The sequence below is a fragment of the Rhizobium sp. SG570 genome, from assembly GCF_012275345.1.
GTDB lineage: Bacteria > Pseudomonadota > Alphaproteobacteria > Rhizobiales > Rhizobiaceae > Rhizobium > Rhizobium lusitanum.
In genome coordinates this window covers 222,950-248,566 of the sequence record NZ_JAAZQI010000004.1, presented here as the reverse complement: position 1 = coordinate 248,566, position 25,617 = coordinate 222,950, and the positions used below count along the sequence as shown (strand labels likewise).

Annotated in this window: 27 protein-coding genes and 2 pseudogenes; 15 read left to right on the top strand and 14 right to left on the bottom strand. The window is 60.8% G+C overall.

What is annotated here, in order from left to right:
• From FHT28_RS11060 to FHT28_RS11040, 5 genes are all read left to right on the top strand, one after another.
• Positions 1–1,095, top strand: a complete 1,095-nt coding sequence (locus tag FHT28_RS11060; protein WP_168596261.1) for an ABC transporter ATP-binding protein — start codon at positions 1–3, stop codon at positions 1,093–1,095.
• 47 nt (positions 1,096–1,142) lie between these two features.
• Positions 1,143–2,315 carry an extracellular solute-binding protein gene (locus FHT28_RS11055; protein WP_047558715.1) on the top strand — a complete coding sequence of 391 codons (1,173 nt, stop codon included), beginning with the start codon at positions 1,143–1,145 and terminating at the stop codon, positions 2,313–2,315.
• 105 nt (positions 2,316–2,420) lie between these two features.
• Positions 2,421–3,275, top strand: coding sequence for an ABC transporter permease (locus tag FHT28_RS11050; protein ID WP_168596260.1), 855 nt, complete (start codon positions 2,421–2,423; stop codon positions 3,273–3,275).
• Positions 3,272–4,072 carry an ABC transporter permease gene (locus tag FHT28_RS11045; protein WP_047558719.1) on the top strand — a complete coding sequence of 267 codons (801 nt, stop codon included), beginning with the start codon at positions 3,272–3,274 and terminating at the stop codon, positions 4,070–4,072. Before FHT28_RS11050 ends, FHT28_RS11045 begins: the two co-directional genes overlap by 4 nt.
• Positions 4,073–4,140: 68 nt before the next feature.
• Entirely contained in the window at positions 4,141–4,350 is a 210-nt protein-coding gene (locus FHT28_RS11040; RefSeq protein ID WP_037192961.1) for a hypothetical protein, read from the top strand.
• Between the two features lie 47 nt (positions 4,351–4,397).
• Here the strand turns inward: FHT28_RS11040 and FHT28_RS11035 are convergent, their stop codons facing one another.
• From FHT28_RS11035 to FHT28_RS11005, 7 genes are read right to left on the bottom strand one after another with little or no spacing between them, the layout of a single operon-like run.
• Positions 4,398–4,745: a cupin domain-containing protein gene (locus tag FHT28_RS11035; RefSeq protein ID WP_047558722.1), complete on the bottom strand. Its 348-nt coding sequence runs from the start codon at positions 4,743–4,745 to the stop codon at positions 4,398–4,400.
• Positions 4,738–5,406: an isochorismatase family cysteine hydrolase gene (locus tag FHT28_RS11030; RefSeq protein ID WP_168596259.1), complete on the bottom strand. Its 669-nt coding sequence runs from the start codon at positions 5,404–5,406 to the stop codon at positions 4,738–4,740. The genes FHT28_RS11035 and FHT28_RS11030 overlap by 8 nt, the downstream gene beginning before the upstream one ends.
• On the bottom strand, positions 5,406–6,956 hold the full coding sequence (locus FHT28_RS11025; RefSeq protein ID WP_168596258.1) for an ABC transporter ATP-binding protein: 1,551 nt from the start codon (positions 6,954–6,956) through the stop codon (positions 5,406–5,408). The genes FHT28_RS11030 and FHT28_RS11025 overlap by 1 nt, the downstream gene beginning before the upstream one ends.
• Positions 6,953–7,666, bottom strand: coding sequence for an isochorismatase family cysteine hydrolase (locus FHT28_RS11020; protein ID WP_168596257.1), 714 nt, complete (start codon positions 7,664–7,666; stop codon positions 6,953–6,955). The genes FHT28_RS11025 and FHT28_RS11020 overlap by 4 nt, the downstream gene beginning before the upstream one ends.
• Before the next feature lie 11 nt (positions 7,667–7,677).
• Entirely contained in the window at positions 7,678–8,604 is a 927-nt protein-coding gene (locus tag FHT28_RS11015) for an ABC transporter permease (RefSeq protein WP_168596256.1), read from the bottom strand.
• Positions 8,604–9,734 carry an ABC transporter permease gene (locus FHT28_RS11010; RefSeq protein ID WP_168596255.1) on the bottom strand — a complete coding sequence of 377 codons (1,131 nt, stop codon included), beginning with the start codon at positions 9,732–9,734 and terminating at the stop codon, positions 8,604–8,606. The genes FHT28_RS11015 and FHT28_RS11010 overlap by 1 nt, the downstream gene beginning before the upstream one ends.
• A gap of 19 nt (positions 9,735–9,753) precedes the next feature.
• Positions 9,754–10,881, bottom strand: a complete 1,128-nt coding sequence (locus FHT28_RS11005; protein WP_037192951.1) for a BMP family ABC transporter substrate-binding protein — start codon at positions 10,879–10,881, stop codon at positions 9,754–9,756.
• Positions 10,882–11,220: 339 nt separating this feature from the next.
• On the opposite strand from FHT28_RS11005, the gene FHT28_RS11000 reads away from it, so the two are divergent.
• Positions 11,221–11,889, top strand: a complete 669-nt coding sequence (locus FHT28_RS11000; protein WP_037193346.1) for a GntR family transcriptional regulator — start codon at positions 11,221–11,223, stop codon at positions 11,887–11,889.
• Between the two features lie 227 nt (positions 11,890–12,116).
• Positions 12,117–12,245, top strand: a pseudogene (locus FHT28_RS10995) (AraC family transcriptional regulator); the annotation flags it as partial.
• 232 nt (positions 12,246–12,477) lie between these two features.
• On the opposite strand, the gene FHT28_RS10990 reads toward FHT28_RS10995, so the two are convergent.
• Positions 12,478–13,101: an ABATE domain-containing protein gene (locus FHT28_RS10990; RefSeq protein WP_168596254.1), complete on the bottom strand. Its 624-nt coding sequence runs from the start codon at positions 13,099–13,101 to the stop codon at positions 12,478–12,480.
• Positions 13,102–13,266: 165 nt separating this feature from the next.
• Here FHT28_RS10990 and FHT28_RS10985 point away from each other — a divergent pair, with 165 nt between their 5' ends.
• The 3 genes and pseudogenes from FHT28_RS10985 to FHT28_RS10975 form a co-directional block, all read left to right on the top strand.
• Positions 13,267–13,977: an alpha/beta hydrolase gene (locus FHT28_RS10985; protein WP_210255721.1), complete on the top strand. Its 711-nt coding sequence runs from the start codon at positions 13,267–13,269 to the stop codon at positions 13,975–13,977.
• A 57-nt stretch (positions 13,978–14,034) separates the two neighbouring features.
• Positions 14,035–14,877 (top strand): alpha/beta hydrolase, encoded by an 843-nt coding sequence (locus tag FHT28_RS10980; RefSeq protein WP_168596253.1) that lies wholly within the window; start codon positions 14,035–14,037, stop codon positions 14,875–14,877.
• A gap of 194 nt (positions 14,878–15,071) precedes the next feature.
• Positions 15,072–15,293 (top strand): annotated as a pseudogene (locus FHT28_RS10975) (SDR family oxidoreductase); the annotation flags it as partial.
• Between the two features lie 20 nt (positions 15,294–15,313).
• On the opposite strand, the gene FHT28_RS10970 reads toward FHT28_RS10975, so the two are convergent.
• The 3 genes from FHT28_RS10970 to FHT28_RS10960 form a co-directional block, all read right to left on the bottom strand.
• Positions 15,314–15,994, bottom strand: a complete 681-nt coding sequence (locus FHT28_RS10970) for a hypothetical protein (RefSeq protein ID WP_168596252.1) — start codon at positions 15,992–15,994, stop codon at positions 15,314–15,316.
• 369 nt (positions 15,995–16,363) lie between these two features.
• The gene (locus FHT28_RS10965; RefSeq protein ID WP_047640386.1) at positions 16,364–17,395 is read right to left on the bottom strand and encodes an aldo/keto reductase; all 1,032 of its coding nucleotides are present in this window, start codon (positions 17,393–17,395) and stop codon (positions 16,364–16,366) included.
• 71 nt (positions 17,396–17,466) lie between these two features.
• A complete protein-coding gene (locus FHT28_RS10960; protein ID WP_202032778.1) occupies positions 17,467–18,222 on the bottom strand; it encodes an SDR family NAD(P)-dependent oxidoreductase in 756 nt (251 codons plus the stop codon).
• Positions 18,223–18,336: 114 nt separating this feature from the next.
• Here FHT28_RS10960 and FHT28_RS10955 point away from each other — a divergent pair, with 114 nt between their 5' ends.
• Entirely contained in the window at positions 18,337–18,963 is a 627-nt protein-coding gene (locus FHT28_RS10955; protein WP_037192937.1) for a TetR/AcrR family transcriptional regulator, read from the top strand.
• A gap of 211 nt (positions 18,964–19,174) precedes the next feature.
• Positions 19,175–19,816 (top strand): dihydrofolate reductase family protein, encoded by a 642-nt coding sequence (locus FHT28_RS10950; RefSeq protein ID WP_168596250.1) that lies wholly within the window; start codon positions 19,175–19,177, stop codon positions 19,814–19,816.
• 130 nt (positions 19,817–19,946) lie between these two features.
• Here the strand turns inward: FHT28_RS10950 and FHT28_RS10945 are convergent, their stop codons facing one another.
• Positions 19,947–20,741: an SDR family oxidoreductase gene (locus FHT28_RS10945; RefSeq protein WP_168596249.1), complete on the bottom strand. Its 795-nt coding sequence runs from the start codon at positions 20,739–20,741 to the stop codon at positions 19,947–19,949.
• A 123-nt stretch (positions 20,742–20,864) separates the two neighbouring features.
• Here FHT28_RS10945 and FHT28_RS10940 point away from each other — a divergent pair, with 123 nt between their 5' ends.
• From FHT28_RS10940 to FHT28_RS10925, 3 genes are all read left to right on the top strand, one after another.
• Entirely contained in the window at positions 20,865–21,857 is a 993-nt protein-coding gene (locus FHT28_RS10940) for a GlxA family transcriptional regulator (protein WP_047558744.1), read from the top strand.
• A 297-nt stretch (positions 21,858–22,154) separates the two neighbouring features.
• A complete protein-coding gene (locus tag FHT28_RS10935) occupies positions 22,155–23,249 on the top strand; it encodes a diguanylate cyclase (protein ID WP_168596248.1) in 1,095 nt (364 codons plus the stop codon).
• A gap of 462 nt (positions 23,250–23,711) precedes the next feature.
• Entirely contained in the window at positions 23,712–23,999 is a 288-nt protein-coding gene (locus FHT28_RS10925; RefSeq protein ID WP_168596247.1) for a hypothetical protein, read from the top strand.
• A gap of 22 nt (positions 24,000–24,021) precedes the next feature.
• Here FHT28_RS10925 and FHT28_RS10920 read toward each other — a convergent pair whose 3' ends face one another.
• Positions 24,022–25,290: an MFS transporter gene (locus tag FHT28_RS10920; RefSeq protein ID WP_168596246.1), complete on the bottom strand. Its 1,269-nt coding sequence runs from the start codon at positions 25,288–25,290 to the stop codon at positions 24,022–24,024.
• On the bottom strand, positions 25,287–25,616 hold the full coding sequence (locus tag FHT28_RS10915; protein ID WP_037192921.1) for a hypothetical protein: 330 nt from the start codon (positions 25,614–25,616) through the stop codon (positions 25,287–25,289). Before FHT28_RS10915 ends, FHT28_RS10920 begins: the two co-directional genes overlap by 4 nt.
• Position 25,617: the final 1 nt, after the last annotated feature.

The following is a 25,617-nucleotide window of genomic DNA, read 5'->3' as shown; positions in this document are numbered from 1 at the left end:
GTGGCGATAGCGATCGGTCTTGACCATATCGTCAGAAGCTACGGTCCGGTTCGCGCCGTCGATGACGTGACGCTCGACGTGAACGCAGGGGAGTTCTTCACCCTGCTTGGCTCGTCAGGCTGCGGCAAGAGTTCGCTGTTGAAACTGATCGGTGGCTTCGACGAGCCGACATCAGGCCGCGTCCTTTTCGATGGCAAGGACATGGCCGGCGTCCCGGCCAATCGCCGGCCGGTCAACACCGTCTTCCAGTCGCTTGGGCTGTTTCCGCATATGAATGTCGCGCAGAATATCGGCTACGGGCTGAAATTGCGGGGGCTGTCCGGTTCTGCGCTGAAGACCAAGGTCGAGGGGGCTCTGGACCTTGTCGAACTCTCCGGTTTCGCGGATCGCGACGTCAATCTCCTTTCCGGCGGTCAGCGTCAGCGCGTGGCGCTTGCCCGCGCGCTTGTCATGGAACCCGGCATCCTGTTGCTCGACGAGCCCCTGACCGGGCTTGACGAGCGCTTGCGCCAACAGATGCGGGACGAATTCGGGCGGCTCCACAAGCGCACCGGCGCGACATTCATTCTCGTCACCCACAATCAGGATGAGGCGCTCAGCCTCTCGGATCGCATGGCGGTGATGCACAGCGGCCGCATCGAACAGATCGACACGCCGGCACGCTTCTTCGAGGCTCCGGCCAATGCTTTCGTCGCACGTTTCGTCGGCATCGATACATTGTTGAAGCCGGAGAGCATCTCGATTTCGGACAACCGGGCGGTGGTTGTCATCGCAGGTCAAAAACTGACCGCTACGTTTGCCGGGACCAAGCCCGCCGATGCCTTCGTGGCGATTCGACCAGACCGAATAGAACTTCTCGCGAGCGTTGAAAGCGAGCCCGATACAATTGAACTTAAAGTAGTAGAAAGCGTCTATCGCGGGCTCAGCCATGACGTTGCCCTTGCCTTCGCCGACAGCCAGCGCATGGTGGTGACGACAAGTGCGGATACCACCCCCCCCATGCCGGGCGAGTGGGTGCGCGTGCGGCTGAAGCCGGGTGCAGCACTTCTGATTGACCGCTCCGGAATGCCGGCGCTGGCTGGAGGCGATGAGTAGAACCTAAATGGCTGAAATACTCGGAAAAAAGGGAAGGGAATAACACGATGAACAAAGGCAGTAATTCCGCCTCCTCCGCCTTGAGGAGCAATCTGCAACGCCGCGACATGCTGAAGCTCATGGGCGCGGGTGCGGCCGCGCTTTCCGTTGGTGGGCTCGGTGCCAACAGCGCCATGGCTGATGAGGCGTCGGTTGCATTCTGGGCCACCGCGACGCTCGACATCGGCGACAAATGGCAAGAATTTGCAAGCCAGAGTGGTGTTTCGCCCGAATTCACCGATAATGGCAACGATGTCGGTCCCGTCGTCGCCCGTCTTGCCGCCGGCAACGCCAACGATCTTTTCGATGTCGGTGGCTTTCAGGGCGGCGCCGAACGCGAGCTCGCCAAGCAGGGGCTGATCGCTCCGTGGGATCTCTCCAAGATCCCGAACTTTGCCGGCATCTGGCAGTGGGCGAAGGATATTCCGACACTGACCTACGAGGGAAAGCAATACGGCATTCCGACCGTGGTAAACGCCGACTCCATCATCTATCGCCCCGATAAGCTCGGCAAGGTCGACAGCTATGGCGTGATCTTCGATCCCAAGCTCAAGGGCCGGGTCGCCATGGAAGACGCCTGGATCAACAGCGCCATCTTCACCGCCATCTACCTCAAGGGTGCAGAAAACAAGCCGATCAAGGATCCCGGCAACCTTTCGGAATCCGAGCTCGGCCTCGTCATGGAATTCCTGATCAAGCACAAGAAGGACGGCCAGTTCCGCACCTTCTGGAACGGTTGGGAACAGGGCGTACAGCTGGTGGCCAACGAGGAAGTCGACGCGATGACCGGCTGGGAGCCGATCGTCTACGAGGGCCGCAAGCGCGGACTTCAGGTGGAATATGCCGCTCCGGTGGAAGGCTATGAAGGCTGGGGCAACAACACGGTGCTACTCAAGGGTGCCGCGGGGCGCGGCAAGGCCGACGTTGCCCATAAGTTCGTCGATGGTCTGCTCGCCGGTCTCTACGGCTGCGAATTGGGCAAGGCGCGCGGCTACCTCGTGCCGACCGACAATAACCTTGCCTACGCCAAGGCCCATCCGGACGAATACAAGGCGGACGATGTGGCCAAGCTTGCCGACCATGTGAAGGCCAAGTTCTCCGGGAAGGTCTACTGGCAGAATTGCCGCCCGGATAATTTCCAACTCTACGAAGAATGGTGGCAGAAGCTGCGCAACGCCTGATGTGATGCGATGGACCGGGGCTGGCCTGTCTTTCCAAAGAGGACGACCGGCCCCGAGCCGACGGGGATCAAAGCCGATGGATGCTCTTAGAAGCGGACCGAGGATATGAAGACACCGAGTCTATTGCTGGCAGCACCGCTCGCAGCCATCCTTGTGCTTGGCCTTGCGCCACTGATCCTGGTCGTGGTTTGGAGCTTCTGTGCCTGGGATTCCGCAACCTATTGGATCAAGCCGGAATTCAGCGTTGCCGCTTATGGCTCTATTCTGGAGGCGGGGCGCTGGAGTGTATTCCTCTCCACGCTCGGGAAGGCGTTTTTGACGGCCAGCATTTGCCTTGTGATCGCCTACCCCACTGCCTATGCGATGTATTTCCTCGCCGGGCCCAGACTGTCGATCGCGCTCGCGGCGCTTCTGACGATCCCGTTCTTCACCTCTTATCTCATTCGCTCCTTCTCCTGGCGGCTCCTGCTTGGTCGCACCGGCGTCATCAATACGCTCCTTCAGCAGGCTGGGATAACGGATGCGCCGCTCGACTGGCTGCTGTTCAGCGACTTCGCCGTGATTGTCGGGCTGATCGCGTCCTATCTGCCGTTTGCGGCCTTCCCCATCCTGCTCTCCATGCGCCGCGTCGATCCGGTTGCGATGGCGGCGGCGAGGGACCTCGGCGCCGGTTTCTGGACCATGGCGCGCACGGTGTTGCTGCCGCTGACCTATTCCGGCGTCTTTGCTGGATTTTTGTTTGTTTTTGTCATGGTCGCGGGCTCTTCGACCGAGGTGCAGATGCTCGGTGGCGCCGGTGCTTCCATCGTCTCGGTCATGATCAATGACGTGATGCGCGTTGCCAATTTCCCGCTCGCCTTCGCTATCTCGACGCTCATGCTGGTCGTCGTCTTCGGGCTGGTCCTGATCGGGGACGCCGTATTCGGCCTGGCCTCGCTGTTTGAGGATCGCGGCCAATGATCGTCAGGGAAGGAACGACTCCTCGCATCGTCATCTGGACGCTGACCGTGGTCGGCCTTGCGGTGATCTATGCCCCGCCGCTCTATCTGCTTGGCGTCTCGTTCAATCCGTCGCTGCAGCCGGGATTGCCGCGTCTCTCCGACGTAACCTTGAAGTGGTACGAAGCGCTCGGTTCGGAGCATGCGCTCATCGCCGCGCTCGGCCAATCGCTCATCATCGCACTTGCGACGGCGGTCATCGCGACGGCCCTGTCGCTGGCCGCAGCACTTGCTTACCGCCAGCTTCATCGCGGCCGCACCGCATGGTTTCTGACGGTGCTTTTGCCGATGTTCGTGCCGGGTGTCATACAGGGACTGGCGCTTTCGACGGTCCTCAGCCGGGCCGGCGTGAAAGCATCGGCATTGACTGTGATCGCCGGCCATCTGCTCTGGGCGATGCCGTTCGCCTTCATCGTCATTCTGACGAGCTTCGCCGCCGTCAAGCGCACCTATCTGATGGCGGCGGATGATCTCGGCGCAAGCCGTTTCCGGCAATTCTACGATATCACCCTGCCGCTTGTCCGGCCGGGTCTCATAAGCGCGTTCATCTTTTCGTTCCTGCTGTCGCTCAACGAGTTTACACGCGCCTTCTATCTCGCAGGCCGACAAAACACGCTGCCGGTCGTGCTGTTCGGCAAGATGAATGCTGGTGCCTCCCCGACGATTTACGCGATGTCGGGCGCCATTTTCCTGGTTTCAAGTGCTTGCGTGGTGGTTGTGGCACTGCGTTCGCTGTTCATGCAACGCCGTACTGGCTGATCAATATGTAGAGACGACTGACCGCCTAATTCGTCGGTCCCCAGTCCTCCATGAATAGGAGTATAAGGATGGAATACAAGTCAAAGCTGATGACGCTCATCGAAGCAGGCAAGCGGGAAGAGGCATTTGAGCTGGTCGAACGGCTGAAGGCGGCGGCCCAGCCGCTGCCAACCGCGATCAAGGTCGATCGGACGGGCGCCGTGACGTTCTACAAAGGAGATCGTCGCTTCGTGAAGAACGCCCAGGGCAAGTGGGAACTGGCACCGAAGAAGAAATAGGAAGAATGCGGTGCCGACGCATGTATGGAGGAGGCACACAGGGCCAATCAGCTATCCTCCAATATGGTCACCGGTCGGTCCCATTGGATGAGCACGACGCAGCCCGTATCGCTCCAAACCGAATGCTCGGTACCCGCAGCATTCACGATATAGCAGCCCCTGGCGTAGTCGCCGGCTTCATCCGATTGTATGCCTTCGAGCACGAGAATGGTTTCAAGCCCTTCATGCCTGTGGCGGGGCACGGAAGCGCCGGCTTCGTATTTCAAAAGGGCAACGCCGGGCTGGTCTCCTTCGAAAGGCTGGATCCAATGAATGGTGACGTCCTCGCGAAAGGGACCAAAGGCCAGATCCTTCCAGCCACCCGTCGTCAGGGTTTCGCGCGTCGTCCTAGGCATGATTGATGGTCTCCAGAATGTCATCGACATGCGCTGTCCAGCCGACGATCGCGCCTTGTGCGCGGATCATCGCGATGGCGGCGGCCTTGAACTCAGGGAAATAGCTTTCGGTGGCCTCTTCGGCGAGCAGGCATTCATAGCCGCGGTCGTTCGCCTCGCGCATGGTGGTCTGGACGCAGACCTCTGTCGTCACTCCCGCAAAGACGAGCTGCCGTATGCCCCTATCCCCAAGGATATCGCCGAGTTCGGTCGCGTAGAAAGCACCCTTGCCCGGCTTTTCGATGACGGTCTCGCCGTCGATCGGTGCGAGCTCGGGCAGGATCGCGGTGCCGGGTTCGCCGACAATAAGAATGCGCCCCATCGGGCCTTCGTCACCGATCCTGAGCGTGGGATTGCCACGGTTTCGTTTGGCAGCGGGCAGATCCGAAAGGTCTGGCCTGTGGCATTCCATCGTGTGGATGACCGGCAGGCCGGCCTTGCGGAAGCCTTCGATCAGCCGCTTCACATCCGGGACGATCCTGGTGATGCGGCTGACATCATTGCCAAGACTTGCTCCGAAGCCGCCCGGCTCGGCGAAATCGCGCTGCATGTCGATGACTACAAGCGCGACAGCATCGCGTTGCAGGGGGAAGGCGAAGGGTTGGGCGGGGATCTCTCTCATCAGTGATGCCCCGCCATATGTGCGCCGATCACCGAAATATCGGCGCTTCGCGCCGCGGTCTCATAGACGAGCTTGCCCTCGGAGATCACCATGATCCGGTCGGACATTTCCATCAGCTCATCCAGATCCTCCGACAGCAGCAACACGGCAGCCCCCGCATTGCGGGCGCGCATGATACGGGCCCGGATTTCGGCGACGGCGGAAAAGTCGAGGCCGAAACAGGGGTTGGAGACGATCAGGAGATCGACCTCACCCGTCAGCTCCCGCGCCAGCACGGCGCGCTGGACATTGCCGCCGGACAGGGCCGCGATCGGCGAGGACTGCGAAGCCGTCTTGACCTTGAAATCGGCTATGAGCGCAGTTGCGCCCTTCCTGATCTTGTTCCTGTTGAGCCAGATCGCATCCGCACCGCTCTCCTTGAGATCGAAGGTCCGAAAGGCCAGATTTTCGCTGACGCTCATGCGCGGCGCGCAGGCATTCTGCAACGGCTCCTCTGGAATGAAGCGGACATTGTTGCGGCGCGTCTCCGGTCGCGTGGCACCATAGGCGGCCCCCTTGACGGTGACGGAGCCGGCTTGTGTCGTCCGCTGACCGGCAAGGATCTCGGTGAGTTCCTTCTGGCCATTGCCGGATATGCCCGCAATGCCGACGATCTCGCCAGCATGCACCGTCAGGCTGTCGATCTCTATGGTCTTCAGGCCGGAGCGGTCCGGGGCCTTGACCTGTTCGATGCGCAGCACCGGCTTCGCCGCTTCGGTCACGGGGATGCGGGTATCGAGTTCGGCGAGCTTGACGTCCCCGATCATCATCGCGGCCATCTCTGCTGTTGATAATTCCCCCACCTTGCCACCGCCGATCAACTTGCCGCGGCGCAGGATCGATACCGCGTCGGCGAACTTGGTCACCTCGTGGAATTTGTGGGAAATCATCAATACGGTAAGCTCGCCGCGCTCGGTCATGCCACGCACCAGACCGAGCATCTCGTCGGCTTCGGCCGGCGTCAGCACCGAGGTCGGCTCGTCGAGAACGAGGAAGCTGCGGCCGAGATAGAGCTGCTTGACGATCTCCAGCTTCTGCTTTTCGCCGGCGGCCAGTTGGCTGACAGGCCGGTCCAGCGGAATCTGAAAGGGCATGCGCTCCATGAACGCGGCGAGCGCCTTGCGCTCCCTGGGCCAGTTGATGACGGCGGGCACTTCCGTGCGGCTGATGACGAGGTTTTCAGCGCCCGTCAGCGACGGCACGAGCGTAAAATGCTGATAGACCATGCCGAGCCCATAGGCGGCGGCATCCTTCGGCGAGGTGATCGTCACTTCGCGGCCGTCGACCGACAGCGAGCCGGATGTCTGGTGGTAGAAGCCCATGATGCATTTGACCAGGGTCGATTTGCCCGCGCCGTTTTCGCCGAGCAGGGCGTGGAAGCTGCCGGCCGGAATGCTGACCGACACATGGTCGAGCGCGGTAAAGCTGCCGAAGCGCATGGTCATATCAAGCGTTTCGATGCCGACGGCTTTGCCCGCCTGGGGCAGGGGCGTGTCGCGGATGACGCTCATGGCAGCTGGCTCACGAGGGACGTGGAATTGGAGACGGAGCCGAAGACGCCGCCCTGCATCTTCACCATCTTGATGGCGGCCAGATGATTGCCGTAGTCGGTCGCGCCGCAGCAGTCTTCGAGGAGCAGGCATTCGAAGCCGCGGTCGTTGGCCTCGCGCATGGTGGTATGGACGCAGACATCGGTGGTGATGCCGGTCAGGATGATGTTTTCGATGCGCTTCTGATTGAGGATGAGTTCCAGATCGGTGGCGCAGAACGAACCCTTGCCCGGCTTGTCGATGATCGTCTCGCCCTCGATCGGCTTCAGCTCATCGATGATGTCCCAGCCCGGTTCGCCACGCACGAGGATGCGGCCGCAGGGGCCGGGATCGCCGATGCCGGCATTGATGCGCTGCGACCGCCACCGCTTGTTGGCCGGAAGGTCGGCCAGATCCGGGCGATGGCCCTCGCGGGTGTGAATGATGTGATAGCCCTTGGCGCGCATGGCGGCCAAAACTCTCTTGATCGGCTCGATCGGCGCGCGCACCAGCGACAGATCGTAGCCCATGTGGTCGACATAGCCGCCCGGCCCGCAGAAATCCGTCTGCATGTCGATGATGATGAGGGCGGTATTGTCGGGTCGCAAGGCGCCGTTATAGGGCCAAACATAGGGGTCGGCATCGATATAGGCCAGCGTCTGGTCTGCGGTGGCGGTCGCGGGATGGTTCATGGCTGATCTCCCTATTTGGTGAGCGAGAGTGCGCCCGGAGCGCCGGCAAGCGCGCGCGTGGGCGAGGAAGTGATGATCATGATGACGAGCGTGAGCACGTAGGGAGCGGCGTAGAAAAGATAATATCCCTGGGTCACGCCGACCGATTGCAGGGCCGGACCGAGTGCGCCGGCGCCGCCGAAGAGAAGTGCCGCGACGAAACAGCCAATCGGGTTCCAGCGGGCGAAGATCACCAGCGCCACGGCCATCAGGCCCTGGCCCGACGAGATGCGTTCGTTCCAGGAGCCCGGATAGTAGAGTGAGAGATAGGCGCCGCCGATTGCCGCCAGCGAACCGCCGACGGCCGTTGCCAGCAGCCGGACGCGGTCGGGATTGATGCCCATGGCGCGCGCCGCATCCGTGCTGTCGCCGACGACGCGCAGCACAAGGCCGATCCGGGTGTTCTTCAGCGCCCACCATAAGACGACGGCAAGCACTGCCCCGAGGATGAAGAGGATATTGATATTGAGCGCGGCCTCTACCGGCGGCAGGCTCGACCAGAAGCCGAAGGGGATTGCCGGCAGATGCGGCGCGACGGGCTGGATGAAGGGCTTGCCGAGAAAGAAGGCAAGGCCGAGACCGAACTGCATCATCGCGATGCCGATGGCGATGTCATTGACCTTCGGCCACTTGCATATCCAGCCGTGCACTGCGCCGAAGACAGCGCCGGTCGCCATGGCAGCCAGAACGCCGAGCCAGGCCGAACCGCTGAGGACCGCGATGGCATAGGCGATCATGGCGCCGAAGACGAGCGTGCCTTCGAGCCCAAGATTGATGCGACCGGAGCGTTCGGTGATCGTCTCGCCGAGGCTGACGAAGATGAAGGGGGTCGACACGCGGATTGCGCCGGCGAAGATGGCAAGGGGCACGCCCCAAAGACCGATGGCAGTGTCGTCCATCATGCGCTCCTTTTCCAGAGGTCGGGATTGAAGATCTTGAAACGGCCGTAGAAGGTTTCGCAAAACAGAATGACGATGAAGAGCGTGCCCTGCAGGACCAGAACAGTCGCGTCGGGCAGGCCCATGCGGCGCTGGATGAGCCCGCCGGAGGCATCGATGCCGCCGAGCAAAATGGCGACCGGGATGATCGCCAGCGGATTGTGCCGGGCGAGGAAGGCGACGAGGATGCCGGTGTAGCCGTAGCCGGCGGCGAGCGACGCATTGGCGCTGCCCTGGACGGCGGCGACCTCGATCATGCCGGCCAGACCCGCGAAGCTGCCGGCGATCGCCGTGAAACCGGCGATGAGGCGGCCGACGGGCAAGCCCTGGATCTGCGCGGCCCGGACATTGCCGCCGGCGATGCGTGCGGCAAATCCATAGCTGGTCATCTCGATCAGGATCCAGGAGAGGATGCAGGCGACGATGCCGATGACGAGGCCCCAATGCACATCCATGCCCGGAATGTTGCCGAGCATATAGTCGTGCGGCAGCGGTTTGGTGGAGGGTTTGTTGAGGCTTGCCGGATCGCGCAGGGGCCCTTCGACGAATTGGTTCATCAGGGCGATGGCGATATAGGCGAGCAGAAGCGATGAAATGGTTTCGTTGACGCCGCGATAGTGGCGCAAGAAGCCGGAAAGACCGATCCAGATGCCGCCGATCACCATGGCGGCAAGCGCCATCAGGGCGAGAGTGACGATCGGCGGCAGCAGGCCGACGATCGGCAGCGCGATCGCCGCCGCCGCGACGCCGCCGAGAACGACTGCACCCTCACCGCCGATGATGACGAGACCGAGCCTTGCCGGCAGTGCGACGCAAAGCGCCGTGAGCAGCAGGGGAGAGGCGCGGCTCAGGCTGTTCTGGACGGAAAACCAGCTGCCGAAACCGCCGGTATACATGAAGCGATAGAGGTCGGCCGGCGATTTGCCGACCGAAAGGATGAACAGGGAGAAGAGCGCCGTGCCTGCCAATATGGCGCCAAGCGTGATTGCCACCGGCTCGGCTTTTCGCGCGAGCCACTCGAGCGCCGGGCGCAGGAGAGCCTGCCTTTCGGCCGGAATGGACAGGGTGCGGTCGTCAATTTCTGCCGTCATGACGCTTCTCCCCTTGTGATCAGGCGGTCGATCCGACGACACCCTCGACCAGATAGCTCATGCTCTCGAGCTCGATCGCATCTTCGGCGTAGCTCTTGTCCGCGGTGATGACGACATTGCCCTTGTTGTCCTTGAGCGCGCCCTTGAAGACCGAGAAGCTGCCGGCCATCATCTGAGCGAGCGTCGCCTCGAACTTCTTGCGGGATTCATCGGAAACGCCGGGACCGAGCGGGCTCATCTTGACGAAGCCGTCCTTCAGGCCGCCGCGCACGAAATTGCCGAGCTTTTCGCCGGCCTGCGCCTTCTTGACGAAATCCGAATAGACATTCCCCCAGGCCCATTCGGCACCGGTCAGGTATTTCGCCGGCGCAAGCGGGCTCTGATTTGCATGATAGCCGCAGACGAAAGCGCCGCGTCCGGAGGCTGTCTCGACAACCACCTTCGGACTGTCGACATGGCAGGTGATGACATCCGCGCCCTGGTCGATGAGCGCATTGGTGGCCTCGGCTTCCTTGACGGCCAGCGACCATTCGCCCGTGAAGATCACCTGGCAGGTGATGGCGGGATCGACCGAGCGGGCGCCGAGGAGGAACGCGTTGATGTTCTGCAGAACCTGCGGGATGGGTTTGGCGGCCACGAAGCCGATCTTCTTGCTTTTGGTTGCATAGCCGGCCGCGACGCCGTTCAGATACTGGCCCTGGAAGATGTAGCCGAAATAGGAGCCGGTATTCGCCGGATGCTTGCCGGCCTGCCAGAGGCCGCCGCAATGGCGGAACTGCACCTCCGGATATTTGGCGGCCATCGCGAGCATATGCGGATCGAAATAGCCGAAGGAGGTCGGAAACAGCAGCGCCGCTCCATCGAGATTGATCATCGATTCCATCGTTTTCTGCACGTCGACGGTCTCGGGAACGTTCTCCTCCTCGACAACAGTCACTCCGGCGAGCTTCTTGACGGCGGCCGCGCCCTCGGCATGGGACTGGTTGTAGCCATAGTCGTCCTTGGGGCCGACATAGATGAAGCCGACGGTGAGCGCGCTCTGGGCAAAGGCGCGGGAGGACAGGAGGCCCGGCACGGCGCCGACGAGAGCGCCGGCTGCGGAGGTGCGGAGAAAATTGCGGCGATTCATGGAAAGGAGGCTGGTCATGGGCATGCTCCTTGGGGCGGTAGCCGGTTCGTAAAAAGGGTTACGAAAAAGTGTATGCAATCACCATGCCAGATTTTAAAATATTGATTTTTATGACATAAATTCCTGCAGCAAAAAGGCGTGCGAAAAGTGTATGCAGATTTCTGCTGCAAAATAGGCTTTCCGGAAAGTGATGCTCTTTTTTTAATCTTTAGAAAGAGAGACTAAGCCGATATCCCGCTTCTCTAGCGGCGGAAAGCGTATAAATACTATTTAAAAACATATGTTTAATTCAACAATTGACTTTGAGGACCGCTGGCATAAATCTGTATGCAAGAATTGGAAGGCAGATTCGTCCCCTTGAAGCAAGTCAAGCGCAGAGAAGTGATCAGAGCCGGAACGACCGTCGAGCAGATGGTGCGTTCCATTGCGGATATGATTGTAACGGGCGTGCTTCTGCCGGGGGAGAAGCTCGACGAAATATCGTTGGCAGGCCGTTTCGAGGTGTCGCGCACGCCGGTGCGGGAAGCCTTGCGGGAGCTTGGCGCCATGGGCCTGGTCGGACGGGAGCCGAACCGCAGCGCCGTGGTGACGAATGTCAGTGGCACCTATCTGCATTCGATGTTCGAGGCGATGGCGGAGCTTGAGGCGATCTGCGCGCGCCTGTCCGCCGAGCGGATGACGGTTGATGAGCGCCGCACACTGGAGCTCGATCACCGTGCGTCGGCGCGGCTCGTGCGTACCGGCGCCGAGGAGGACTACGCCACCTACAATACCGAGTTCCACAGCCAGCTCTATCGCGGCGCTCACAACGATCATATTTTCGAGCTGGTAACGCAGACCCGCGCCAGGCTGGCACCTTTCCGTCGTGCCCAGTTTCGTCTGCCGGGCCGCCTTGCCAAATCCTTCAGCGAGCATGATGTCATCGTGACCGCAATCATGCGTGCGGATGCTGCAGCTGCCAGCCAGGCCGCTTATTCGCATGTCGCTATCGTCAGCGACGCCAGCATCGTTTTTGCCGGAGACTGATAGTTTCTCCGTGACCCGGCCGCTCTTGCGGTCACAGTCGTGCCGCTAGCTCTGCTTTCCCACACAATCGATATGGCTGGACCGCCGCCCGGTCGTCCCGCGCCTGGCGATCCGTCGCAACACCGCATCTTTGGGATTCCATGTTGACAGATCTCAACGACAGCGCGAGGAGATTCAGCATTGGGCCTACTGCAGGCAAGCGTGTATCGGGAGCGAAGCCGCCTGCAATGTCAGCAAATCTCCCGGCCGTCGAACATATTGTGACGAACGCGAACGAGACCTTCCTGTGGCGTGCGGACGATTATCCCTGGGAGCGAAACGCCTGGAACTATCACTCCGAAATCGAAATTCATCTTTCTGGAATTGCTGTCCTCTTCCGCTGAGTTCGAAGTGCGGCAACGAAGTCCGTGCTCTCGTCAAGGCGGCAGGTAGCCCGAAGGCGGGGGATCTCGTTCGGTTTTCACTTGCCGAGCCCCGGATCCACCTGCTTGAGGCAGGCACAGAGATGACGTCACGCCGGGACGAACAGGTTTCGGCTCGACCCGATCTGCGACATGCAAAGAGACGACGCGAGCGGCCCTTCGCCGCCTATTGACCCTGCTTCAGCCGATGCCGATGGGCCGTCTGCTTGGCGCGATTGCCGCACATGGCCATGCTGCACCAACGCCTGCGGTGGCCGCGCGTATGGTCGGCGAAGAGCAGGGTGCAGGCATGCCCCTCGCAGGCCTTCACGTCTGAAAAATCCTCCGTGCAGACGAAGCGCCCGAGCGCTTCGCCGATCGGCAGAAGCAGCGCCTCCGGCGAGCGCCACTTGCGCATCGACTGAAAATCAAGGCCACCGCCTTCGCCCGGCTGTTTTGCCGTGATCCGGCTGAAGCCTTCGTCACGCTCCAGCAAGCGGTTCAGCGGCTCAAGTTCGTCCAGCGCTGCGGCTGTCAGCGGCCGCCCCCTATGTGCATGCACGAAGGTTCTGAACCACTCGCGCAGGCTCCTTGCCTGATCGGCGATCTTGTCGAGTTCGCCCGGCAGGGCTTGGCTGCGTATCACTTCCAGCGTCTCGCGCGGCACCAGCCCCGCCTGCGCCAGCCAGCGAAGCAGGCCTTCGCCGTCCTCGATCCAGTCGACCTGGACATCGAGGGGTGTCGCCACCGAATTCAGAAAATCCAGCCCCAGCGTGTCGCCGACGAAAATGGCGGGAGAGTGGTTGTCCATTGCGGCTCCTGTTTTGGTGGCCGGGCATGGACGCCAGGCTGCCTCTCGAAAACATGAATAGCATATAACCTGCTAAAAGGCTCTTGACAAGTTACGCACATCGAGCGTAACCCTACTGGAGCAGCTTAAGTGGTTACTCGATTTCAGGTCACAGGGAGAAGGCCGATGTCACCGCAGAAGATATCCTCGCAGAATGTCGATATTGTCCTCGTCCACGGTGCGTGGGGCGATGGTTCGGGTTGGGCAAAGGTCATTGCTCCGCTTTCGGCCAGCGGTTTTGCGGTGACTGCCGCCCCGCTGCCGCTGACCTCGTTTGCTGATGATATCGCCGCCCTGGAGCGCGCCTTGGAGCGTGTGACGGGTCCGGTCGTTCTGGTCGGCCACGCCTATGCCGGAGCGGTCATCGCCAGCGTGCGGAGCGAGAAGGTCAAGGCGCTGGTCTATGTTGCCGCGCTTGCACCGGAAGAGGGCGAGACTGTGGCCGATGTGTTTTATCGCGGCGAACCTCATCCGCAGGCGCCGAAGCTGGCACCCGATAGCCACGGCTTCATCTACCTTCCCCATGAGGCCTTTGCAGCGGCCTATGCCCAGAATGCGAGGGGCGAGGAACTGGCCGTTCTCGCCGCCGCCCAGCGGCCGATATCGCCCGCCTGCATTACCGTTCCTGGGCCGCGCCCGCTCTGGAAGAGCCGTCCGGCCTGGTTCCTGATCGCCGAAGAGGATCGAATGATCAGCGCTGCCAATCAACACTTCATGGCCGAGCGCATGCAGGCCACGCAGCGCTCGTTTCCGGTCGATCATACGCCGATGACGACAGCACCCGAGGTTGTCGTCGAGGTCATCCGCGATGCTGCCGCCGCAGTGGCCGACGCGTGAACGCGGGAAAAGTAACCGGTAAAAATTGAATTAGAAGGTTAACGAAAGGACCTTGTCATGACCAACGTCGGCTATCGCACCATCAACGTCGACGGCGTCAAAGTCTTCTACCGCGAGGCGGGTTCGCCCGATAAGCCGAAGCTCCTGCTGCTGCACGGCTTCCCGAGCTCCGGCCACATGTTCCGCGATCTCATCCCCCTGCTCGCCGATCGCTATCACATCATGGCGCCGGACCTTCCAGGTTTCGGCCAGTCCGACCTGCCGGGACGTGGCCACAGCTTCGACAGCATCGCCGAAACGATCGATCGCTTTACCGAGATCGTCGGTTTCGATCGCTATGCCGTCTATGTCTTCGACTACGGCGCGCCGACCGGTTTCCGCTTGGCGGTAAAGCATCCGGAGCGGATTACGGCGATCATTTCGCAGAACGGCAATGCCTATGAAGAGGGCCTGAGCGAAGGCTGGAACCCGATCCAGGCCTATTGGCAGGATGCGTCGGAAGAAAATCGCAATGCGCTGAAGCCTTTCCTCGAACCGGAATCGATAGCGTGGCAGTACACGCATGGTGCCCCGGATATCGCCAAGGTCTCTCCTGACGGCTATTCACTCGACAGTTTCTATATAACGCGGCCGGGTGCGGTGGATGTGCAGCTCGATCTCTTCGGCGACTACAAGAGCAATGTGGCACTCTATCCCACCTTTCAGACCTATTTCCGCACCCACAAGCCACGTTTCCTGGCGGTCTGGGGCAAGAACGATCCGTTCTTCCTGCCGCCTGGAGCGGAAGCCTTCCGCCGGGATATTCCGGACGCCACCGTCAAATTCTTCGACACCGGCCACTTCGCGCTCGAAACCCATGCGGTCGAGATTGCCGCCGCTATCCGCGATTTCCTCGGCTGAGATCTGAACGATCACCCGCCGGCGCGCTGCCGGCGGGTGATCGCGTGCGTCCAGCCTTCGTTTATAGGGAACGATGACATGTCTCATTCAGTCGCTATCATCTCGGACGCGAGCCAGGGCATTGGCCAGGCAAGCGCCGTCCGTCTCGCGAGAGACTTTCCGCGCTGGTGCTTGTCGCGCAGACGGCCAAGGCCGTCATGACCGGCCGGCGCCGGTCCTATCTCGAGCATTGAGCGCCTTTGCACGCTATTACCCTTGAGGAGGCAACCACCAGGTTTCCGCAGGAGGCGGGCATCGCTCGTTATGGCGAACCAGAGGAGATTGCCGAACTGATGGCCTTTCTGGTCTCGCCGGCTGCGCGTTGGATGACCAGCTTGACCTTGCGCATGGATGGCGGCGAGGTGAAGTCCATCTGAAGACCGATCGCCGCCTGGCGTCAGCGCGCTTTGTAGCTGACCGAAATCTTTGCACTTGCCAAAGCGGTCTGGGCCAGTTGTGTGGCGTCGAGACCGAGCGAGCCGATTTGCAAGGGTTTGTCGAAGGCGAGATCGAGGGTAAAGAAGCCCGTCGGATGCGGTAGATCCTGCACGAAGCGAAGTAGGGCCTTTTTTGATTCCGCGTCGATCTGGTTGTCTGGAAGAATCTGTAGGGCTGCCACCGCGTTGCCGCGCAATTGGTTGATGCCCTGCTCGGGATCGTCCGCGCCCGTCAGCTGCTGTTGAAATGCAGCAAGTGACGGGACGGCCATTCCCTCGAACAGACCCTGATTATCGAGCCGGAAGCGCAGATGCGTCAGGCCGACAGAACCGCCTTGGGTCAATGCCTGCACATTCGTGTCTTTGGGCAGGGTGAGCTCAGCCGATAGCGACGCTTTGCCGAGGCGTAGATTGGTGAGTTCCAACTCCTGAATGTCCAGATAGCCGTCCTTGGGGTCGAAGCGAAATGCGCCCGAAATATCCATCGGCCATTGCTGGGCCGTGGCGATGTAGTTGGCAAGCGCATTGTCCAACAGCGGTGTAAAGCGCATGCCTTCGACGGAGAATCGTCCCCAGGTGGGAACATGGTCGGGCTTGCTGGCGATGGTCTTGAGGAAAGCGACAAGGTCGTCGCCCTTCAATTCCGCGCGATCGAAGGTCCATCCCATTCTGTTGCCGGACTTGAAAAGTCCGTTTGTCACCGCACAGCCATCGTGCAGTTCGGAGATGGCAAAGCCATCCCTATGTTGGACGACTGCGCTGCTGTCGACAAGCTCGGCACATGGGGTTCCGGCGGCTACAGCGGAAAGAGGGGCGAAAGAGAAGAGGAGAGGCAACAGCAGGAAGGAGCGCATCTTTACGGTTCTCTGATTGAGGAGATCGGCAAATACAAAGTCGCGCCATGTTCTCGGCCGTGCTGCTTATGTCAAGCGATGTAGCTTGCTCCTCATGGTATTCCTCCGGCCGGCAGCCGTGTCCTAAGGTTCCAGGACACGGGGTCTTTGCCTTGCCTATGCGGCGGCGCGGTCGGTCATAGACCTGCGGCGCAACGCCGCCTTCAAAATCGCCGGCGGATTGTAGTTCGCCTCAAGCGGCCCGATATCGGTGCCGGGTGGGACGATCGCGTCGATCTGATCAAGGATCTCGTCGGTCAATCGGACCTCAGAGGCCGCGAGCAGATCGTCGAAGTGCTCCATCTTGCGAGGACCGATGATTGCGGATGTGACGCCGGGATGTGCCATCACGAAAGCCAAGGCCATATGCGCCAGCGGCAGCCCTGCTTCCTGCGCCAGGGGAATAAGCTGCTCGACCGCGTCCAGCCTGCGTTCGTCGGACATCTGCTTCGGAAAACGTCTGGCGCGTCCGCTATCGGGCTGTGGTTCGCCCTTGCGGTAGCGGCCGGTGAGCATGCCCATCGCCAGCGGGCTCCAGACCATCGCACCCATTCCATAGCGCTCACAGGCAGGTAGTACCTCGCGTTCGATGCCGCGGTTCAGGATGGAATAGGGCGGCTGTTCGGTGCGGAAGCGCGCCAGCCCGCGCCGTTCCGCGATCCACTGCGCTTCGATGATCTCCGAGACCGGGAATGTCGAAGAGCCGATGGCGCGCACTTTCCCCGCCCGCATCAGGTCGGTGAGGGCGGAAAGGGTTTCCTCGATGTCGGTATCCGGTGCCGGCCGATGGATCTGGAAGAGGTCGATGTGGTCGGTCTGCAACCGGCGCAAGGAGTCCTCCACGGCGCGCATGAGCCAGCGCCGCGAATTGCCCTGTTGGTTAGGATCGTCACCCATCGGGATATGCGCCTTCGTGGCCAGCACGATATTATCGCGCCTGCCCTTGAGCGCCTTGCCCACGATCTCTTCCGATTCACCTCGGCTATACGCATCGGCGGTGTCGATGAAGTTGATGCCTGCATCCAGGGCCTTGTGGATGATCCGGATGCCTTCGTCGTGATCGGGATTGCCGGCGGCGCCGAACATCATCGCGCCGAGGCAATAAGGGCTGACTTTGATGCCGGTTTTTCCCAGCGTGCGATATTGCATGGTCTATTCCTTCTTCTGTTCAGTGATCCGGGGCGGTGCCCACCTGCTGCGTCAAATTTCCCGCGCGCGCATCACCAAGGGAGCGGGCCGTCCGCGCTCGTAAACGTGCCCGTCGGGCCGTTCACGTCGAGGGCGACGCGCACGGGGTTGCGGGCACCCTGTTCGACCGTCTCGATGCCCTCGAAGTTGTTGAGGGCCGTTGCGGTGAAGCCCGGACCTGCGGCATTGACCTTGATGTTTGTCGATTCGAGTTCAATCGCGAAGGAAAGCGTGATCGCATTGAGGGCAGTCTTCGATGCGGCGTAGACGACGCCGAATCCCGAGCGATAGGGAAAGTTCGGGTCAGCGTTCAACGTCAGCGAGCCGACGCCGCTCGTTACATTGACGATGCGCCCTGCAGGTGCTTCACGCAGCAAAGGAAGTATCGCCTGTGTGACGGCAATGACCCCGAACACATTCGTCTCGAAAACAGCGCGCACCTCGTCGAGTGACGCAACGCTGGCGCGGCTCGACTGCAGTATCTCGGCGAGCGATCTGCCCGGCCTTCCCGCATGCGAGATGGCCGCGTTGTTGACAAGCAGGTCAAGGCGGCCAAGCTCGATCCGGATGCGCTCCGCTACTGCGGCGATGGAGGCCTGATCGGTGACATCGAGCTGGAGGGCACGGGCATCCGCTCCGATGCTTTTGGCTGCCTCTTCACCACGCTCGAGGTTTCGCGATCCGACGAGCACAGTGTAGCCGTTAGCCGCGAGTTCCCTGGCGATTTGAAGACCGATCCCTTGGTTGGCCCCGGTGACGAGGGCGACGGGTTTGTCCTGCACAATCATTCTCCTTTGGCGCAGCGATCTGTGGCAAGCGCCACTGTCCTGTGTTAGAAAGATAAACGGAACGCTATTCCGGTTTATACGGAACAATGTTCCGTTTAGCAAATGGAAAAATGCATGAGCGATAAAATCGACGAGCGGGATGATGTCGGGGAGCCAACGGGCTCGACAGATCGGCGCGTACGCGCTGACGCCCAGCGCAATCTCGACGGGCTGCTGCGGGCGGCCATGGCGGTGTTCGCAGCTTCCGGGGTGGACGCTCCCGTGCGTGAAATCGCAAAGACTGCCGGCGTCGGCGTCGGCACGGTCTATCGCCACTTTCCGCAGCGCTCCGACCTCATCAAGGCGGTCTTCCGTCGCGAGATCGATGCCTGTGCGGACGCGGCATCCGTTTTGGCCGGGGAGTACGATCCCGGCGAAGCGCTGGCGCGGTGGATGCAGCGTTTTGTCGACTTCATCTCGGCCAAGCGTGGATTGGCCGCTGCACTTCATTCCGGCGATCCGGCCTACGAAGCCTTGCCGGCCTATTTCGACAAGCGGCTGCGTCCAGCGCTGGAATCATTGCTGGATGCCGCCGCTGCGGCGGGCGAGATACGGGCCGGGGTCGAGCCGAACGACCTGCTGCATGCGGTCGCAAGGCTCTGCACGCCAGCCCATAATGTCGGGCCTGATCACGCGCGGCGGATGGTAGCGCTGCTCATCGATGGCCTGCGTTACGGAGCGGGCGCGAACAATCCTAGGTAACGTGCCGCATGTTTACTGTGCGTCATGTGTTGAGCAAGCGCCGCAGCGGTTCCTATGCTCTTCCGGGCAACGGCTTTGATGTCGAAAACATCAGAAGCGAGAAAAATATACGAAGTTCAAAAAACTGTCTCGATAATAAAACCAGTTGCGTTATTGCATCAGATATGCGACATCATAGCCAGTTGCGAAATGCAATCAGATGGAGGACGTCATGAGCAAGGTGCGAGTTGCAGCATTTTCCCTCTCCGTTGACGGTTTTGGTGCGGGACCCGAGCAGAGCCTCAATGATCCGTTGGGCAAGCGTGGAATGGAGCTTCACAACTGGTTTTTCCGCACGCGTACGTTCCAGCAGATGTTCGGGAAGGAGGAGGGCTCGACCGATGTGGACGATGACTATGCGGCGCGGGGGATGGCCAATTTCGGCGCCTTCATTCTTGGCCGAAACATGTTTGGCCCGATCCGCGGCGAATGGCCGGATGATAGCTGGAAGGGATGGTGGGGAAACAATCCTCCATACCATACCCCAACCTACATCCTGACGCATTATCCTCGCCCATCCATCGAGATGGAGGGCGGCACGACATTCCATTTCGTCACGGGCGGCATTGAGGCGGCGCTTGCGCAAGCAAAGGCTGCTGCCGGTGGCAAGGATGTCAAGATCGGCGGCGGCGTCAGCACAGTGCGCCAATATCTGAATGCCGGTCTGATTGACGAGGTCCATTTTGCAATCTCGCCGGTCGTGCTTGGCAAGGGTGAGGCAATGTTCGAGGGAATTGATCTGCCTGCCCTCGGCTTCCGCGTCAGCGAGCATGTCGCAACTGCTCATGCGACCCATGTCGTCCTGACCAAATAGTCAGTCCAAGTTGACGCGGAAATCCGGATGCCAACCTGTCCAGTTCATTCGGAAGGAGTGAGCCCGATATTGAAGCGCCATGGTGTTATCCGGCGCTTCTCGATCGATCACTCCATGCACTTAGGCCCTATCACTTTGACCGGTAGCGCTCGGCCTGAACAGCGCTTGAAAGATGCGGCAGCATAATCTGTCGTGTCGCTTCCCAGGCATCGTATTCTGCCGCGTCCATCAGTGAGGGTATCGTTGCAAACTCGGCCCGGTCGAGGCCCACGAGGGCCGCATCGACGAGATCCTCGGTCGACATGACCCACTCGCTCGGCAAATTGCTGGACGGCAAGCCGGCAACATCCCAGAATTCAGTCGCCGTTGCGCCGGGCATCACGACCTGCACATGAACGCCGGTGTCTTTGAGTTCCTTGCGCAGCGAATGGCTGAAGGACAATACGAATGCCTTCGTCCCTCCGTAAACACCGTTCAGCAACTCCGGCGCAATGGCGACGATGGAGGAGATGTTGATGATGGTGCCTTTGCCACGCGCAACGAACCCTGGTACGGCGGCATAGGTCAATCGTGTGAGTGCCGTAACATTGATGTCGATCATGCTTTGCATGTCGTCGACCGATGCCGAGACGAGCGGTGCGGCGCTGCCGAAGCCGGCATTGTTGACGAGATGGGTGATCGTATCGTCCGTTTTCAGGGTCGCTTCGACTTGGTCGCGCTGGGCGCCATCGGTCAGGTCGGCGACGATCGTGCGAACCTTCACTCCGTACCGGCCGGCAAGCCTGTCGGCGACGGCGTCGAGCTTTTGCCTATTGCGTGCGACGAGGATGAGATCGTGGCCGCGTGCTGCGAATCTGTCAGCATAGACGGCGCCGATGCCAGACGATGCGCCGGTGATGAGAACGGTTCCATGGGAGGTAGTCATTGTACTGTCCTTGTCCTGCTTCGAAGGGTTTTTGTTTTCAAGAATGACAGAATGGTAACGCTGGACGGCAATGTCTCAAATGTCATATAACCGGCAAAAACGGACAAACGTCTGGAGATGCGCATGAGACAGATCGGCTTCATCATGGAAGACGGGTTTCAAGTGATGGGGATGGCGGCGCTGACGGCGTTTGAATTTGCCAATGCCGATCTCGGCCATGAAGCTTATCGATTGAGCGTCATGTCGGAGAGGGGAGGCACGATCCGCTCTTCGCTCGGTATAGGTATCGAGACACAGGCGCTGGGCGACTTCCCCGATACGCTCATGGTGATCGGGGAAATGGTGCCTCGTCCCATCACTCCCGCCCTTCGGAATTACATTGCGGCTGCGGGCCTGGAGTCGCGCCGTGTCGCCGGCGTATGTACCGGCGCATTCCTTCTGGCGGAGGCCGGGCTTCTCGACGGCAGGACTGCCACCACGCACTGGATACATGCCCGCACTCTCCAGGAGCGCTTCCCCTCGATCAAAGTGGATGAAGACCGGATCTTCGTTGTCGATGGCAATATCTGGACCTCGGCCGGCATGAGCTCCGCCATCGATCTGACGCTGGCACTGATCGAAGACGACCATGGGGTAGAACTCGCCCGCGCGATCGCCCGCAAAATGGTTGTTTATCATCGGCGCCCCGGCGGGCAGTCGCAGTTCTCGGCCCTGTTGGAACTGGAGCCGCGTTCGGATCGGGTTCGTCGCGCCCTGGTCCATGCCAAGGAGCATCTCCGCAATCCGCTGACGGTCGAGGAACTGGCCGAGGCGGCAAGCCTTAGCGCGCGTCAGTTCAGCCGCATCTTTCGCGAGGAAACCGGCCAGTCGCCCGCCAAGGCCGTCGAACGGCTGAGGCTGGAGGCGGCCAAGATCATGCTCGAAGAAGGCCGTCACTCCATGGATGTCGTGGCGCGCGATACTGGTTTTGCCGATCGCGACCGCATGCGTCGCGCATTCCTTCGCTTCTTTGGCCAACCGCCGCAGAGCTTGCGGCGCAGCCTCAGGCTGATCGAAGGCGAGGAGGAGGTATTACTTCCCGGGTCGATGAAAGATGAACTCATGCCTGTGGATTGAGCGGACGCTTGCGTGGAAGCCTCCATATCGGGGCAGGCTGCTGCAGGCGAGGCGAATGCCTGGTCCGTGCGTTTCGACGCGGAGGAAACACCTCCCGGCTGATTGCCGTCGAGGAGGGGTATGTCCTTGAAGTTGCAATTCGTTCTGAAACACAGCCGCGGTCGCCGTGCATTCCGTGGCCCATGCGAATCCACTGCTGAAGCTAATGTCATAAGGAAGTGAACGCGAAGCTTGACCACCGCGCCAGACGGGAAACATAGATAGCAAACAGGTCGGTTTTGGCTGGAAATCAATATTGTGGAAATCGAGTCGCATTTTGCCTCTTTCGTGCGTGTCCTGGGCCAAGTGGCTGTCATCGTCTACGCCTTTTCCTGGGTCATCCGGACGGTCGAACGCGGCGTTTTGAAATCCGTCGCTGTCGGGTTGCTGTTCGGCGTGGGCGGCATCCTGTCGATGAGCGATCCCATTCGTTGGATGCCTGGCGTCTTTCAGGACGGCCGCTCGGTTCTGCTCGTCCTTACGCCGATCTATGGCGGTCCGGTCGGAACTGTGGTGGCGGTGATCATGATGGCCTTGTTTCGTTTCGCAGCCGGCGGTATCGGGGCTGTCGGCGGCGTGGTGGGTATCATGGCCGTTGCGACCACCGGATATGTCTTGACGCTGCTGCCGCGCCAATGGATCGGGACTGGCTGGAAACGATCTGCCTTGTTTGGCCTGGCGACCGGCGCATCGCTTATTGTTCTCGCTTTCCTGCCTTCGCCGCTCGCGCATCAGCTCCTCGTTTCGGCGACGCTTCCGGCGATGGCGACCAATTTCCTCGGCGTCCTCCTGCTGTCGGATCTGCTTGAGCGGGAGTGGTATCGTATCGGCATTCAACGCGTGCTCGAGAACGAAGCCAGCGTCGATCCGCTGACAAGGCTGCCAAATCGCCGCGTGCTGCAGCGTGAAGGCGATCGCTGCAGCAAGGAAGCGGGAACCCGACGTATCCCTTTTTCGATCATCATGCTCGATATCGATCACTTCAAGAAGATCAACGACAGCTACGGGCACTCCTTTGGCGATACGGTCCTTGCGCGGGTGGCGGACATAATACGGCAGACCGTGCGCAAGACCGATATCGCTGCCCGCTACGGCGGCGAGGAGATCGTCGTCCTCTTACCAAATACAGACACAAGGGCTGCTGCCATCGTTGCCGAAAAGATCCGCAAGGATATCGAAGCGACGGTTCTGACGTTCGATAACAATGCCATCAATGTTACCGTAAGCATCGGCGTTGCGTGTTCGGATGAACCCGCCACTGACTTCAAACATGTGCTGGAGGCTGCCGACAAGGCGCTCTATCGTGCAAAGGCCGGCGGGAGAAATCGTGTGGAGCAGGCGAATGCCGCCTGAAGACGATCGGCAAGAGACGACTGGACGCGGGTCGTTGCGGCCACGAGGCCGCATGAGATGATGTGCTCGCCCGGGCTCACGACCTCCTCGTGATCTATCTTCCCAATTGGTGTTGATCTGCTGTTCGTCAGAACAGCGCGCAGATCACGCTGTCCACGGGCACGACCATCAAACCGCCCGAAAACATTGAGGTTGAGACCTTCAACGTCGGCGAGCGGGTTTCGGTGAAATACACCATACAGAATCCGCCTCTCCCAGGCCGCGCGAAATATATTCGGCGGTCTTTTGATCGTCTTCCACGACGAGAATTTTCATGCTTCGGCAGCGCTCCCAGAGCCTGGCTGAACAAGGTGTCAGCGGCCTGAACGGCAACCTACAAATCCGTAAGATCGGCTGTGGAGGCAAGGCTGCGTTTCTGGGCAGGCGCCGATTGGAAGATCGTGTTTCGCGGGAGGACCGTCATTGCCTGATACGGACGACCAGAAAGGCAACGGCCTGACGATGCCCGCGGCCAACGCCAGCGTACTGTCCATACGTGCCGATCTTTCCGGCACGGCCATGGGGCTAGCCACCGCGATGAGGATTGCCGGTGGAGCGCTCATAGCTTCTGCTGCCGGCTTGTTGCTCGATCGCTCGGGCGCGACCTATGTGCTTCTCGGAACAATGCTGGCATCCGCGTCGCTCGCGTTGTTGGCGGCACTTGGCGCAGCCGTGATCGAGAGACGCATAACCAAGCTCGTGTCAGCGTGATGGCGATCCTTCATTGCCACTGTCATAAACCTGGCCGATCTGGCGTTGGCTGCATGTCGTCATCCGTTCGCTCACGTCGGGCTTGTCGCATCATGGCGTAAAGTCCGACGATAGCGGCGGCAAAGCCTGAAGCGGCACCGATGCCGAGCGCCCAGCGAGGGCCGTAATGATCGGCCACCCAGCCGACGATCGGGGCGCCGATCGGCGTACCCCCGAGTGCAATGCTGACGCGCAGCGCCATTACTCTTCCGCGCATGGCCGGCGCTGTTGAAAGCTGCATGAGGCTGTTCGTGGTATTGGTGAAGGTGAGCGCCGCAATGCCGGTGACGATGAGAGCGGCGGCAAATGGCCAATAGCCGGGAGCAAACGCCGCCAGCGTGCAGCCGATCCCGAAAACACCGGCGCCGACAGGAAGGCCCTGGAAGCGTACCTTTTCACGGCCGGCGTTCAGGAGGGCGCCGGTAATCGTTCCAATCGCCATCATCGATGACAGGAGGCCGTATCCCGCAGCGTCGGCGTGGAAGATGCCGACCGCCATCGCGGATATGAAGATCGGGAAATTCAGGCCGAAGGTTCCGATCAGAAACAGCATGAGCAACATCGCCCTGAGGTCCGCCCGGCTCCGGACGTAGCGGAGCCCTTCGACGAAATTTCCCCTGGCGCGGATCACCCTGGCATTCGAGCGCAATTGGTCGACGCGCAGGAAGGCGAGCGAGACGAGCACCGCCACGAAGGACACGCCGTTGGTCAGGAAGGCCCAGCCCGTACCGATCGCTGCGATGACAACGCCGGAGACAGCTGGACCGACCATGCGCGCGACGTTGAAGGAGGTCGAATTGAGCGCAACCGCATTTGACAGGTTCTCGTCGCCGACGAGTTCGGCGACGAAGGTCTGGCGAACGGGAGCATCGAGGGCAGCCGCGCTGCCGAATAGGAAGGCGAAGATGTAGACGTGCCACAGCTGCACGATGCCGAGGACGGTTAGGGCGCCGAGCGCCAGGGAGAGGCCGCCCATCGTGGCCTGGGTGGCGATGAGGAGTTTGCGCTGGTTGAAACGGTCCGCCGCATATCCCGTCCAGGGCAACAGCAGCAGCTGCGGCGCGAATTGCAGCGCCATGACGGTGCCGACGGCCGAGGCATCATGATGGGTGAGCTCTGCAAAGACCAGCCAGTCCTGGGCCGTGCGCTGAACCCAGGTGCCGATATTGGAGACCAGCGAGCCCGCTGCCCAGACGCGATAGTTGAAATGCCGCATCGACCGGAAGGTGGCGGCGAGCGGGCTCTTCTTCATGGACGGCTGGGCGTATTGCCGCCGTTGAAGCGACCGAAATGCCACGCCATCATCACTGCGAGCAGGAAGGCGCCCACGCTGGCAACGGCGGCATCTCCCACATCATCGAGTGCGAAACCGCCGATATGTACGAGGAGCAGATAAGCAATGAAGAGATTGAAGAAGCCCCAGACCACGTTCGTCGTCGAGGACGAGTGTCCTTCACCCCGCGGCCTGGCGAAGGGGGTTTGGAACGGCTTGCCCATGACGCCGCTGACGACATGCGGCACAGCGTTCATCAGGAAAGCGCCGCCGAAAAAATAGGATATGAGATGAGAGATCGACATA